This is a genomic window from Candidatus Andeanibacterium sp. (assembly GCF_057143545.1).
Map to the genome: position 1 here is coordinate 1 of NZ_DBNHSF010000104.1, position 12,583 is coordinate 12,583.

The following is a 12,583-nucleotide window of genomic DNA, read 5'->3' on the forward strand; positions in this document are numbered from 1 at the left end:
TTCGACGTCCTGGACGACATTGGTCCAGTCCCACGCCGGATCGAACTCGTCATTCGGCGAATGGTAGATATTGGCGCGATAGTCGACATCCCATGCCCTGCCGGCTTCCCTGCCCCCCTCGCTCAGATCCTCTCCCGGATCGACATACAGCATCGGCACTCCGCGCTTGGCGAAGCTGAAATGGTCGGAGCGATAGTAATAGCCGGCCTCGGGCGTGGAATCGGGGGTCTGGGTCCGCCCCTGCCAGGCAAGCGCTGCCTCGAGGAAGGCGTCGAGCTGCGACTTGCCTCCGCCGACCACGCCGACATCCCTGGTCGGCGATTTGGGATGCAGCGAATCCATGTTGAGCCCGCCCACGATCCGGTCGAGCGGTACCACCGGATTGGCGGCGAAAAATTCCGAGCCCAACAGGCCTTGTTCCTCTGCTGTCACCGCGAGGAACAGGAGACTGCGCGCCGGAGGTCCGGACTTGTTGTAGGCTTCGGCAAGCGCGACCAGCGCGGCCGTCCCGGTGGCATTGTCGATCGCGCCGTTGCAGATGTCATCGCCTTCCGGGGTGGCATTGCAGCGGCCGAGATGATCCCAATGCGCCGAATGGACTACATACTCGTCGGGACGTTCGGAGCCGCGCAGCAATCCCACGACATTTTTCGATTCGTAGCGGCGAATATCGTTGTCGAAACTCGTCGAGGCGCCGATCCCCAGCGGCACCGGCCTGAAGCCCTGGCTGGTGGCGGCTTGTGTCAACTCGCCGAGGTCTTGCCCGGCCATTTCAAGGAGGCGCTCGGCAACATCCTTCTGCACCCAGCCATTCATCAGAGTCTGGTCGGCCCCGCCATCGCTGCGCACCGCATAGGCCTGGGGGCCGGTCCAGCCGTTCTCGACAACTCCCCAGGGATAGGATGCCGGCGCCTCCTCATGCACGATCAGGGCGGCGGCGGCCCCCTGCCGAGCGGCCTCTTCGAACTTGTAGGTCCAGCGGCCATAATAGGTCATCGCCCGACCGTTGAACGTGCCTTCGAGCCCTTCAATGGTCCAGTCGGGATCGTTGACCAGGATCACGGCGGTCTTGCCCGCCATGTCGATCCCTTCGTAATCGTTCCAGCCTCTTTCGGGCGCATTGATCCCGTAGCCGACGAAGACAAGCTCGCTGTCGTCGAGGTCGATATGGCCCTGCTCGCGATAGGTCACGCCGACCCATTCCCTGCCGAAGCCGAAATCGGTCCGCTCGCCGTCGGCAGTGACCGATAGCGGAGCGTAGTTTTTGCCGGTTATCTCGACCAGCGGGACATCCTGGAACCAGCTGCCATTATTGCCCGGCTCGAGCCCCGCTGCCGCGAACTTCTCGACGAGATAGGCGAGCGTAAGTTCTTCCCCCGGGGTTCCCGGCATGCGGCCTTCGTAGCGATCCAGCGAAAGTTCGCGGGTCATGTCGCGCAAGGTGTCGGCCGAGATTTCGCCCGGCTCGATCGCGGGGATATCGAGGTCGGCCAATGATCCAGCATCGTCGCCTGCCACGCAGTTCGAAAGGAGGATGGCCGCCAATCCGGCCGCGAAAAACCGCTTCATGGGAAAGTCTCACTTGTTATCAGTTTCGGCGGCCATGGCAGAGCGCGACTGGCGAGACAAGCGCAGCGCTTGCCCATCGGGACTGTACAGGGCAGTGAACAGACATGGCGGATGCGTGGAAATTGGCGATTGAAAGGGCGCGCAAGCATGCACCATTTCTCGCCTTGGGGCTCGACCGCTTCCCCGAACTCGCCGAGATACTGACGTCCGGACAGGGCGAAGAAGCGCTGCGGTGGGCGAAGGCGCTTGGCAATGCCGAACCGGATATCGGCGTTGCCCTGCGCCGTGAGCGAACCGCGCTGGCGCTGGTGCTGGCGATCGGGGACCTGGCGGGCGTATTCTCGCTGAGGCTGGTGTTCGACGAATTGAGCGCGCTGGCAGATCGCGCACTCGATGCAGCGATCGCTGATGCGATCCGTAAGCGCGTGCCGGACGCCCAATCCGCGGGTTTCACCGCACTGGCACTCGGGAAGCACGGCGCTCAGGAACTCAATTACAGTTCGGATATCGATCCGATCCTGCTTTACGATCCTGCGCTGCTGCCCCGGCGCGAGCGCGACGATCCGGGTGAGGCCGCGCAGAGGGTTGCCCGCGCCCTGGTAGACGGCTTGAGTGCGGTAAGCGGCGACGGATATGTGTTTCGGGTCGACCTGCGGCTTCGTCCCGCATCCGAAGTCTCTCCCCTGGCGATTTCGTTCGACGCGGCGCTGTCCCATTATGAATCGTCGGCCCTGGCGTGGGAGCGCGCCGCCTTCATCCGCGCGCGATCGGCCGCCGGCGATGTTGCGGCAGGAGAGCGGTTCCTCGCGTCGATCAAGCCATTCATATGGCGCCGCAGCCTCGATTTCGGGGCGATCGAGGATATCAAGCGGCTCACGGCCCGGATTCGTTCGCACCACGGCAAGGTCGAGCGGCCCGGGCCGGGATTCAACGTCAAGCAGGGTCGAGGCGGGATCCGGGAAGTCGAGTTTTTCGCCCAGACCCACCAGCTGATCCATGGCGGGCGAATCCCGGCGCTGCGCGTGCGCGGCACAAGGGCGGCGCTCGACGCGCTGGCCGATGCGGGAATTGTCACCGCCCGGGACGCTGAAGTCCTGGGCGAATGCTATGACCGGTTGCGGGTCATCGAGCACCGTTTGCAGATGGTGGACGACCGGCAGACGCACAGCCTGCCGCGGGATCCGGCAGCGCTGGACAATGTCGCAAGGCTCGATGGACTGGAGGATGGCAGCCAATTGCAGGCACGACTGGAGGAGATCACCGCGGAAGTGGCGCGTCGTTATGATGCTTTGCTCGACGGTGACGACCATGCCGCCGATCCCCTGCCTTCGACCGCGACAGGCGACCTTTCAGCTCGGCTGGAAGCCCTAGGGTTCGGGGATGCTGCGCGGCTCGCGGAGCGGATTGGCGGCTGGAGCGACGGGACGATCAAATCCCTGCGCAGCGATGCGGCGCGCAATGCGTTCGAGGCGATTCTGCCCGGACTGCTTGAATCCCTGTCGAGGGCACCAGACCCGGACCGCGCATTCAATCGTTGGGAAACCCTTTTGGCGAATTTGCCAAGCGCAGTTAACCTATTTCGATTGCTCGAAGCTCGCCCCGGCCTGCTCGACCAGTTGGTCAGGATTCTTTCGCTCGCGCCGCCGCTGGCGGACGAGTTGGGGCGCCGGGCGGAATTGTTCGATTCGCTGATCGATGCGAGCGCGTTCGACCTGCCGGGCCCGGTCGAGGATCTCGTCGCCGCCATGGCTCCCGAAGGGAGCGACGCCGATTACGAGGCGCTGCTCGACCGGGTTCGCCGGGTTGTGGGAGAAACGCGCTTCGAGCTCGGGGTCCAGCTGATCGAAGGCCGGCACGATCCGATCCGGATTTCGGCCGCGCTGTGCCGTACTGCCGAGGCCGCGATTGAAGTGTGCAGCGCGGCTACGATTGATGAATTTGCCAGGATTCACGGTCGAATCCCCGGTTCCGAACTGGTCGTCCTTGGGCTCGGGCGCTTGGGTGGCGGGGCGCTGACCCATGCCTCAGACCTCGACATCGTCTACCTGTTCACGGGGAGTTTCGAAGGAGAGTCCGACGGACGGCGGCCGTTGGGGGCTTCAACCTATTTCAACCGGCTTGCGCAACGAATAACAGGTGCGCTGAGCGTCGCTACTGCCGAAGGGCCGCTTTACGAGGTCGACACCAGGTTGAGGCCCCAGGGCAATCAGGGGCCATTGGCAGTCAGCTTCGACAGTTTTGCGCGCTACCAGCATGAAGATGCCTGGACCTGGGAGCACATGGCCCTGTGCCGCGCCCGCCCCTTGTTCGGGTCCGAGGCGGCGCGGGAGCGATTGCGGGGAATCGTCGACGAAGTGCTCCGCGACGAGCGCAAGCCACAAGCGCTCAAGCACGACATTCTCAAGATGCGCTCGGAGATAGCGGCTCACAAGTCTCCATCGGGCGAACTCGATGCCAAGCTGCTGCGGGGCGGATTGGTCGATCTCGAATTCGTGGTCCATTATCTCCAGCTGCGCGATCGCGTGGGGTTCGATCCCGATCTTGCAGAAGCAGTTTCGGAATTGTGCGCTGCCGGCCTGCTCGATCCCGTGATCGAGAAGGCACTGGCCTTCATGGCGCGCCTGCTGGTCTCGGCACGCCTTCTCGCGCCGGACTGCGCCTTGCCTTCAAGGCCGGCGCAGGAGGCCCTCGCGCGGGCCTGTTTCGCTGAGGATTACCAGCAACTGTTGCAATCATTGGCCGAAGCGAGGCAGGCGGTAGCACGCGCCTGGAGCGCGGCATTTGGCGAAGAATTGGAGATTGAATGATGAGCGAACGCCCGGATGTGGGAGACAGGATTCCCGACATTGCCCTCGAATCTCCGGACGGTAAGCCGATCCGGGTTTCCGATTTCGCGGGCAGGCCGCTGGTCCTGTTCTTCTATCCCAAGGACGATACGCCTGGCTGCACGACCGAGAACAAGGACTTCACGCGGCTCAAGCCGGAATTCGACAAGGCGGGCGTGGCCCTGCTCGGGGTAAGCAAGGATCCGCCCGGAAAGCATCGCAGATTCATCGAGAAGCACCGCCTTTCGGTGCCGCTTGCCTCCGATCCGGTCGAGAACGGGCTGGCCGACGCACTGGGTATCTGGGTCGAAAAGAGCATGTATGGTCGCACCTATATGGGCATGGAGCGCACCACTTATCTTGTCGGAGCCGATGGCAGGATCGCGCGGGTCTGGCGGAAGGTGAAGGTAAAGGGCCACGCCGGGGAGGTGCTGGCGGCCGCCAAGGCCCTCTGATCCAAATGCCGGTGTCGATCGCTTCTGCTATCGCCAACGCCCTGCTCACGGCCGACCCGCGAGAAAAGGCGATGGCCGCGCGGGCGGTCGCGCGCGCTTGGCGGCTGGGCGCGCTGGAGCCAGAGTTCGATCTCGCTATGCCCGCAGGGCCGGCGAGGCCGCCAAGACCCGAATTGCTCCCGGCCAACCGCATGCCGAAGCGCGGCAAAGGCGGTTCCGAACGCGGCCGAATCGCGCTCTGGCATGCGTTGGCCCATATCGAATTCGTGGCCATCGATCTCGCGCTTGACATGGCTGGCAGGTTTGGCGCGCAAATGGGCAAGGGGTTTGTTTCGGATTTTCTCTCGGTCGCCGCCGACGAGGCGATGCATTTTTCCCTGCTTGCCCGCAAGTTACGGAAACTGGGCAGTTTTTACGGAGAGCTCCCGGCCCATGGCGGGCTGTGGGAAGCAGCCGAGGAAACCAGCGGGAACGTGGCGGCAAGGCTCGCAATCGTGCCGATGGTGCTGGAGGCGCGCGGCCTTGACGTCACGCCTGCAACCCTTGCCCGGGTTCGCGCACAAGGCGATGAAAACGGGGCGAAAATTCTGGAACGAATCCTGGCCGACGAGATCCGGCACGTAGGAATCGGGACCCACTGGTTCCGCGCGCAATGCCAGAAGGAGGGAATGGTTCCCGAAGTTCACTGGAAGATGCTGGTGCAGAAGCATTTCCGCGGCCAGCTGAAGCCTCCGTTCAACGACTCGGCGCGTCTTGCTGCCGGTCTATCGCGCGAATTTTACACTTAGCTTGCTTCATTAAACTTTGCCCCTGTAGCTAGCTGGGTGACGAGATTGAGGGGGATTCAATTCTCGAAGAAGTTTGAAGGGCGGCCGTTGCCACAAGGAGAAAGCTTGGGCATCGGACAGCTTTTTGGCGGGGCTTTGAGAGGCGTAAGTCTCTAAAAAAGGACAGGAAATCGGCCGCATGCGCGTTGGAAGAAAATCCCTGTGGTCTGTCCCGGCCGGCCTGCTCGCTGCAGCCATGCTGATGGGTGCAAGCCCTGCCTCGGCCCAGACCGAAGCCACGTCGGCCCAGATCAGCGGCAAGGTCACCAGGATTTCCAATGGAGCAGATTCTCCACTCGGCAAGGGTGACGAGGAATTCAGCCAGCTCTTTGCCAATTGGCGCTCGCTCGACAATGGCAGCGGGATTGCTGTTCCCTTTGCGGCGAACCCGGTCTCGGTCCCCTCGCGGATGCCGCTCGCACAGATGGTCCTGACCAGCTCTTACGGTATGCGGAACCATCCGATTCTGCGCCAGCGCCGCAGCCACAAGGGCGTCGATCTGGCCGCTCCGAGCGGGTCGCCCGTCTACGCCACGGCTGATGGCATCGTGGCCCGGGCGGACTGGTACGGGACCTATGGCAATTACATCCAGATCGAGCATGGCGGCGAACTCCAGACCCGCTACGCGCATCTTTCCGGCTATGCGGTGGCGGCGGGCGATCGCGTGCAGAAGGGCGACCTGATCGGATATGTCGGTTCGACCGGCCGTTCGACCGGTCCGCACCTCCACTACGAGGTCCGGGTTGCGGGTGAAGCGGTTGATCCATCGCCGTACCTGGCCGGTGAAATATCGGCGGAGCAACTTGCCCTGATCGTCGACCAGCAAGTCATGGGTGGCGGTGAGGACTAGGCTTCTGCTTCGATAATCCGAAGGTTTAAGGCGGCAAGGAAAATCTGGCCGCCTTTTTCTATTCCTGGCCCGGGTCGGTTCGGCAATCCGGCTTCATTGCGTTGCCCCTTGTCTTATCGGGCCGAATGGCCAAGGTGACGGCATGTCCCAATTCGCACCAGCTGAAGGCGTGCCCGAAGATCCCAAAGCCGAACATGTCCGTTCGGTGCTCGTCGTCGGCGGCGGCTCTTCGGGCTGGATGGCCGCGACCACGCTGGCAACTTATACCTCGCGCGATTGCAGGGTGACGCTGGTCGAAAGCGATGCGATCGGGATTGTCGGGGTCGGCGAAGCCACCATCCCGCCGATCAAGAAATTCAACAATTTCATCCGGATCGACGAGGATGCCTTCATCCGGGAGACGGCCGGGACGTTCAAGCTCGGCATCGAATTCCACAATTGGGGGAGGATCGGCGACCGCTATCTCCATCAGTTCGGCCGGACCGGGCGGGAACTGGATGAAGCCGTCCAACTCCATCATTGGTGGCTTGCCGGACGGTTGGCCGGGGCCGCGGATTACCCGGCCTATGAAGACCTGTTCCCCGCCCGCGCTCTGGCCAAGGCCGACACATTTGTTCCACCTGGCAGGCAGAAGGCGCGCCATCCGCTCAACCGGCACGCCTATGCCTATCATTTCGATGCCCATTACTACGCCGCGCATCTGCGCAAGATCGCCGAACAGCGCGGGGCCAAGCGAGTCGAAGGAAGGATCACGGGGGTCGAGCGGGACAGCGAGACCGGCCATGTTGCCGCCGTCCTGCTCGAAGATGGCCGCAAGCTCGAGGCCGATCTGTTCATCGATTGCTCGGGTTTTCGCAGCCTGCTGCTGGGGACGGAACTCGGCGAGCCGTTCGACGACTGGAGCCAATGGCTGCCGGCCGACCGGGCGATCGCCGTTCCGACCGAACGCGGGCATGGTCCGATTACGCCGTATACGAAGGGGATTGCCCACTCGGTCGGCTGGCAGTGGCGCATTCCGCTGCAGCACCGGACCGGGAACGGCCATGTCTATTCGAGCAGCTTCTCGAGCGAGAGCGAGGCCGAGCAGCGGCTGCTCCGGACCATCGACGCCAGGCCATTGGCGGATCCGCGAGTGCTGAAATTCGAGACCGGCCGCAGGCAGCGCGCCTGGGTCGGCAACGTCGTTGCCATCGGCCTTTCGGCCGGCTTTCTCGAGCCGCTCGAATCAACCAGCATCCACCTGGTCCAGGCTGCGCTGGAGCGGCTCGTCGAGTTGTTCCCGTCGCGGCGGATGGACCCGGACTTGCGCGACATCTTCAACGCCAGGACCAGGACCGAATGGGAGCGCGTGCGCGATTTCGTGATCGCCCACTACAAGGTGACCGAACGCGACGATTCCGAATTCTGGAACTACACCCGCACCATGGAGATTCCCGACAGTCTCAAGGCGACGCTCGAGACCTGGCGCGAGCACGGCCTGCTCGACGTCGACGGAGGTCATCTGTTCCAGCTCGGCAGCTGGAGTGCGGTCCTGATCGGCCAGCGGCTTTTTCCCAAGCGAGTCCATGCACTCGCCGACCGGGCCGATCCGGACTATCTCGTCGAGCGGATGCGCGAATTGGCCAGCGAACTTGATGGATTGGCGAAATCGCAACCCGACCATGCCGAATACATCGCACGGCATCATGCCATGCGGGTTCCGGAAGCGACGGCCTGAGGCCCGGCTTCGCGAATTCTTCATGGATTGCTGCAATTCGAGTTCGCTCGACGACGGAGGTTGGCCATGGGAACCTGGGGGCCCGGCGCATTCGAAAACGATACGGCGATGGACTTCGCCGACGGACTGGTGTCGCTCGAGGACATCGCAAGTGCATTCTCGATCGAGACTCCCGAACAGCCGATCGACGCCGATGAAGCCTGCCGCATCGTCGCGGCGGCCGAGTGCATCGCCGCATTGCGCGGCCACCCGGCAGAGGACCTACCCGACAATCTCGTAAACAAGCTCGCCGATCTGAAGGCACCGGGCAAGTCGCTTTTCCATCACGCGCGCGATCACCTCTCGGCAGTAATATCCCGCAGCGAACTGGCGGAGCTGTGGGCCGAGGATGACCCGGCCGACTGGAACCGCGCGATCACCGATCTGATGCAGCGGCTCAATCGTCCCGCCGCCGGCACGAAGCTCAGGAAGCGGAAGAAGCAGCCCTTCTTCAACCCCTCGCCTTGCGCCTTCTGCGACCAGCCGATGGGCGAGGAGGAGTTTTCGATGTTCGACATTACGGTCGAATCGAACGAGGTCTCTTCGATGAGACTGGGCAAATGGGCGCATCTGAAATGCCTCAATGCAGCGCTGCACCCCAAGCACATGGTCCAGCACTGGGTGTTCGACGAAGGCGACCTCGCCGCCGATGTCGAACGAATCCTGCAGGAAAAGCCAAGCCTGGATTGATCAGCCCAGCAGGCGCTTGGCGATCGCGCGAACTTCCTCGCCCATATCCTCGCGCTCGAGCGCGAGGGCCAGAGTCGCTTCGACATAGCCGGTCTTGCTGCCGCAGTCGAAGCGCCGTCCGGCGAAGGTTACGGCATGAAAGGGCTGGGTCCCGATCATCCTGGCCATCGCATCGGTCAGCTGGATCTCCCCGCCGGCACCCTTTTCCTGGCTTTCCAGCGTGCGCATGACCTCGGGCTGGAGGATATAGCGCCCCGAAATGATCTTGTTGGATGGCGCAGCCTCGACCGGCGGCTTTTCGATGAGACCCTTGACCTCGGTCAACGCGCCGCGCTCCTCGCCCGGGTCGATAACGCCATAGGACGAGACTTCGCTGCGCGGGACTTCGAGCACGCTGATGAGGTTGCCGCCGACTTCCGCGTAGGCATCGACCATCTGCTTCATGCAGCCCGGCTCGCCGATCATAAGCTCGTCGGGCAGGAGAATCGCAAACGGATCGTCGCCCACGATCGCCCGCGCACACCAGATCGCGTGGCCGAGGCCCATCGGGACCTGCTGCCGTACGGTGATGATGTCGCCCGGCGTGGCCCGGGTCGGCTCGAGGATCGCCAGGCTCTTCCCCCGTTCTCCCATGGTCGATTCGAGTTCGAAGGCAATGTCGAAATGTTCGACGATCGCCGTCTTGCCGCGTCCGGTGACGAAGATCATCTGCTCGATCCCGGCCTCGCGCGCTTCGTCCACCGCATACTGTATCAGCGGCCGGTCGATGATCGGCAACATCTCCTTGGGGATCGCCTTGGTTGCCGGAAGGAAACGGGTGCCCAGCCCGGCGACCGGGAAGACGGCCTTCTTGATCGGTTTGCGGCTGCTCATCGCGTGAGCCTTATGGGGCGGCCGCGCGCAGCGTCAACCTTGTCCGATCATCAAGCTGCGGAGAGATCGGCCGTCTCCGCCTTGCTCCGCGCAGCAATGCGGCTAAACGGCAAGGATGGACAAGATCATCATTGAAGGCGGCAAGCGCCTTTCCGGCACGATCCCCGTTTCGGGAGCCAAGAACGCGGCGCTGACCCTGATTCCCTGCGCCCTGCTGACCGAAGAACCGCTTACCCTGCGCAACCTGCCGCGATTGGCCGACATCGACAGTTTTCAGCATTTGATGAACCAGTTCGGGGTCACTACCGTGATCCAGGGCAGCAGGCCCGAGGATTTCGGACGGGTGATGTCGCTCGAAGCGACGAGGCTGACCTCGAGTGTGGCTCCCTACGACCTCGTCCGCAAGATGCGCGCTTCGATCCTCGTGCTGGGTCCGATGCTGGCCCGCGCCGGTGAGGCGACCGTGTCGCTTCCGGGCGGCTGCGCGATCGGCAATCGGCCGATCGACCTGCACTTGAAGGCGCTCGAGGCCATGGGCGCCAGGATCGAACTGGCCTCGGGCTATGTTAGGGCGATCGCGCCCGATGGCGGACTTCCCGGAGGGAGTTTCAGTTTTCCCGTGGTCTCGGTCGGCGCGACCGAAAATGCGCTGATGGCAGCAGTACTGGCAAAGGGGAGAACCACGTTTCGCAACGCGGCGCGCGAACCGGAAATCGTGGACCTGTGCAACCTGCTGGTCGGCATGGGTGCCGAGATCGAGGGGATCGGCAGCTCCGACCTCGTCGTTCACGGAGTATCGCGCCTGCATGGCGCGACCTACAAGGTGATGGCCGACCGGATCGAGGCAGGGTCCTATGCCTGCGCCGCGGCGATCACCGGTGGCGAAGTCATCCTCCGGGGAGCCAAATTCGAGGAAATGGAAGCCACGGTCGCAGCGCTGCAGAATGCCGGCGTCCATGTCGAACAGGTCAAGGGGGGACTGCAGGTGGCCGCAAACGGCGCCTTGCGGCCATTGACCCTCTCGACCGCGCCCTATCCCGGATTCGCAACCGACATGCAGGCGCAGCTCATGGCCTTGCTGTGCCGGGCGGAAGGCACCAGCGTGCTGACCGAGACGATCTTCGAGAATCACTACATGCATGTCCCCGAACTCAACCGCATGGGCGCGCATATCGAGACGTCTGGCCGGACCGCAATTGTCCATGGGGTAAAGCGAATGACCGGGGCGGAAGTCATGGCGACCGATCTCAGGGCTTCGATGAGCCTGGTGATCGCGGGGCTCGCTGCAGAAGGCGAGACCCAGGTCCACCGGCTTTACCATCTCGACCGGGGCTATGAGCGGCTCGAAGAGAAGCTCGCACTGCTCGGCGCGAATGTCGAGCGAGTGGGCGAGGGTTAGCGATGCGGCTGCTCCGCCTTGCCGCCCTGGCCTCGATCGGGATCGCCGCGTGGAGGCTTCTCTCACGGAGCAAGCAGCGAAGCAACGCAGCCTTTGCCGACGGACAGGGCGCGGAAGGCAATTTCATGCAGATTCGCGACGCTGGCCCCCACGCGATGCGCGATAGGCCGGTGCGGCCATGGACCGAAGTCGACGAGGACAGCGATCAGAGTTTCCCCGCGAGCGATCCGCCGGGAAACTATTGATCGCCGATCCCGTCTTTCAGGAGCTCATCGCGTTTTGTCACCAGCCAGATGCGGATCGCGCCGGCCAGGCCCGGCGGATTATTCACCGATATCCGCTCCGCATCGATCCGGGCCACCAGCGCGTTCAGCGGCACGCTCTCGCGCACAGCCGCTTCCCGCAGCATGTCCCAGAACAGCGGCTCGAGGCTGATCGAGGTCTTGTGCCCGGCGATCTCGACCGAGCGCTTGACCGGCGGATGGTAGGGAACCTCCACCGGCCTGCCCTCAATACATATGCTGTCCGCCGTTGATCGACATGGTCGACCCGGTGATAAAACCGCCGTCTTCGCTGGTGAGAAAGGCCACGCCGCGCGCGATCTCCTCGGCATGGCCCAGCCGGCCGACCGGGATGCGGGCCACGATCTTTTCGAGCACCGGCTCAGGCACCGCCGCGACCATGTCCGTATCGATGTAGCCGGGGGCAATGGCATTGACCGTTACGCCGAAACGTGCGCCTTCTTGCGCCAGCGCCTTGGTGAAGCCATGGATGCCGCTCTTGGCCGCGGCATAATTGACCTGGCCATATTGCCCCGCCTGCCCGTTGATCGAACCGATGTTGACGATCCGGCCCCAGCCGCGTTCGCGCATGCCCGGAAAGCACGCCTTGGCCATGTTGAAGCAGCCGCCCAGATTGACGCGCATTACTTCGTCCCAGTCTTCGTAGCTCATCTTGTGGAGCACGGCATCGCGGGTAATCCCGGCGTTGTTGACTACAACATCGATCGGCCCGACTTCCTCGGCCACCTTGGTACAACCTGCCAGCACGGCGTCATGGTCGCCAACGTCCCATTTGTAGCTGGCGATTCCCTTGTCAGCCTTCAACTGGTGTGCGGCGGCATCATTGCCGGCATAATTGGCGACGACGGTAAAGCCGTCCGCTTGCAGTTTTTCGCAAATCGCTCGACCGATTCCGCGGGTTCCGCCAGTCACAATTGCAACGCGCGCCATGACCATTTCTCCGTTTCCGTGTGCCCTTGCAGACCTAGCGATGACGTAGCGTCAAGCAAATGAAAAACCCCGCAGCAGCGGGGTTTGCTCATACGAATTCATCCAGA

The 12,583-nt window shown here is 63.2% G+C and carries 12 protein-coding genes; 8 read left to right on the plus strand and 4 right to left on the minus strand.

The window, feature by feature from the left end; genetic code table 11:
- Nucleotides 1-1,569, minus strand: a 1,569-nt coding sequence (locus tag AC16XC_RS06685) for a M28 family metallopeptidase (protein ID WP_484033872.1), incomplete at its 3' end; no start/stop codon positions are given.
- Nucleotides 1,570-1,673: 104 nt separating this feature from the next.
- Between AC16XC_RS06685 and AC16XC_RS06690 the strand changes: the two genes are divergently transcribed.
- The 6 genes from AC16XC_RS06690 to AC16XC_RS06715 all read left to right on the plus strand — a co-directional run bounded on the left by AC16XC_RS06690 (nt 1,674) and on the right by AC16XC_RS06715 (nt 8,972).
- Complete coding sequence (locus AC16XC_RS06690; RefSeq protein ID WP_484033873.1) at nt 1,674-4,376, plus strand: bifunctional [glutamine synthetase] adenylyltransferase/[glutamine synthetase]-adenylyl-L-tyrosine phosphorylase; 2,703 nt, start codon at nt 1,674-1,676, stop codon at nt 4,374-4,376.
- Nucleotides 4,376-4,849, plus strand: coding sequence for a peroxiredoxin (locus AC16XC_RS06695; RefSeq protein WP_484033874.1), 474 nt, complete (start codon nt 4,376-4,378; stop codon nt 4,847-4,849). Before AC16XC_RS06690 ends, AC16XC_RS06695 begins: the two co-directional genes overlap by 1 nt.
- A gap of 5 nt (nt 4,850-4,854) precedes the next feature.
- A complete protein-coding gene (locus tag AC16XC_RS06700) occupies nt 4,855-5,637 on the plus strand; it encodes a ferritin-like domain-containing protein (RefSeq protein ID WP_484033875.1) in 783 nt (260 codons plus the stop codon).
- Nucleotides 5,638-5,815: 178 nt separating this feature from the next.
- Entirely contained in the window at nt 5,816-6,526 is a 711-nt protein-coding gene (locus tag AC16XC_RS06705) for a M23 family metallopeptidase (protein WP_484033876.1), read from the plus strand.
- Nucleotides 6,527-6,668: 142 nt separating this feature from the next.
- Nucleotides 6,669-8,243: a tryptophan halogenase family protein gene (locus tag AC16XC_RS06710; protein ID WP_484033877.1), complete on the plus strand. Its 1,575-nt coding sequence runs from the start codon at nt 6,669-6,671 to the stop codon at nt 8,241-8,243.
- Nucleotides 8,244-8,309: 66 nt separating this feature from the next.
- Nucleotides 8,310-8,972 (plus strand): DUF4259 domain-containing protein, encoded by a 663-nt coding sequence (locus AC16XC_RS06715; RefSeq protein ID WP_484033878.1) that lies wholly within the window; start codon nt 8,310-8,312, stop codon nt 8,970-8,972.
- On the opposite strand, the gene galU is transcribed toward AC16XC_RS06715, so the two are convergent.
- Entirely contained in the window at nt 8,973-9,845 is an 873-nt protein-coding gene (gene galU / locus AC16XC_RS06720) for a UTP--glucose-1-phosphate uridylyltransferase GalU (RefSeq protein ID WP_484033879.1), read from the minus strand.
- A 115-nt stretch (nt 9,846-9,960) separates the two neighbouring features.
- Between galU and murA the strand changes: the two genes are divergently transcribed.
- Both murA and AC16XC_RS06730 read left to right on the plus strand, forming a co-directional pair.
- Nucleotides 9,961-11,244 carry a UDP-N-acetylglucosamine 1-carboxyvinyltransferase gene (gene murA, locus AC16XC_RS06725; protein WP_484033880.1) on the plus strand — a complete coding sequence of 428 codons (1,284 nt, stop codon included), beginning with the start codon at nt 9,961-9,963 and terminating at the stop codon, nt 11,242-11,244.
- 2 nt (nt 11,245-11,246) lie between these two features.
- Nucleotides 11,247-11,489 (plus strand): hypothetical protein, encoded by a 243-nt coding sequence (locus AC16XC_RS06730; RefSeq protein ID WP_484033881.1) that lies wholly within the window; start codon nt 11,247-11,249, stop codon nt 11,487-11,489.
- On the opposite strand, the gene AC16XC_RS06735 is transcribed toward AC16XC_RS06730, so the two are convergent.
- Nucleotides 11,483-11,743: a ribbon-helix-helix domain-containing protein gene (locus AC16XC_RS06735; protein WP_484033882.1), complete on the minus strand. Its 261-nt coding sequence runs from the start codon at nt 11,741-11,743 to the stop codon at nt 11,483-11,485. The two genes, AC16XC_RS06730 and AC16XC_RS06735, sit on opposite strands and share 7 nt — an antisense overlap.
- A 10-nt stretch (nt 11,744-11,753) precedes the next feature.
- Nucleotides 11,754-12,476, minus strand: a complete 723-nt coding sequence (gene phbB / locus AC16XC_RS06740; RefSeq protein WP_484033883.1) for an acetoacetyl-CoA reductase — start codon at nt 12,474-12,476, stop codon at nt 11,754-11,756.
- Nucleotides 12,477-12,583: the final 107 nt, after the last annotated feature.

Excerpts from the sequence above, each read along its gene's own strand:
- AC16XC_RS06690 (WP_484033873.1), top strand. The coding sequence starts at position 1,674 with ATGGCGGATGCGTGGAAATTGGCGATTGAAAGGGCGCGCAAGCATGCA.
- AC16XC_RS06695 (WP_484033874.1), top strand. The coding sequence starts at position 4,376 with ATGAGCGAACGCCCGGATGTGGGAGACAGGATTCCCGACATTGCCCTC.
- AC16XC_RS06700 (WP_484033875.1), top strand. The coding sequence starts at position 4,855 with ATGCCGGTGTCGATCGCTTCTGCTATCGCCAACGCCCTGCTCACGGCC.
- AC16XC_RS06705 (WP_484033876.1), top strand. The coding sequence starts at position 5,816 with ATGCGCGTTGGAAGAAAATCCCTGTGGTCTGTCCCGGCCGGCCTGCTC.
- AC16XC_RS06710 (WP_484033877.1), top strand. The coding sequence starts at position 6,669 with ATGTCCCAATTCGCACCAGCTGAAGGCGTGCCCGAAGATCCCAAAGCC.
- AC16XC_RS06715 (WP_484033878.1), top strand. The coding sequence starts at position 8,310 with ATGGGAACCTGGGGGCCCGGCGCATTCGAAAACGATACGGCGATGGAC.
- galU (WP_484033879.1), bottom strand. The coding sequence starts at position 9,845 with ATGAGCAGCCGCAAACCGATCAAGAAGGCCGTCTTCCCGGTCGCCGGG.
- murA (WP_484033880.1), top strand. The coding sequence starts at position 9,961 with ATGGACAAGATCATCATTGAAGGCGGCAAGCGCCTTTCCGGCACGATC.
- AC16XC_RS06730 (WP_484033881.1), top strand. The coding sequence starts at position 11,247 with ATGCGGCTGCTCCGCCTTGCCGCCCTGGCCTCGATCGGGATCGCCGCG.
- phbB (WP_484033883.1), bottom strand. The coding sequence starts at position 12,476 with ATGGCGCGCGTTGCAATTGTGACTGGCGGAACCCGCGGAATCGGTCGA.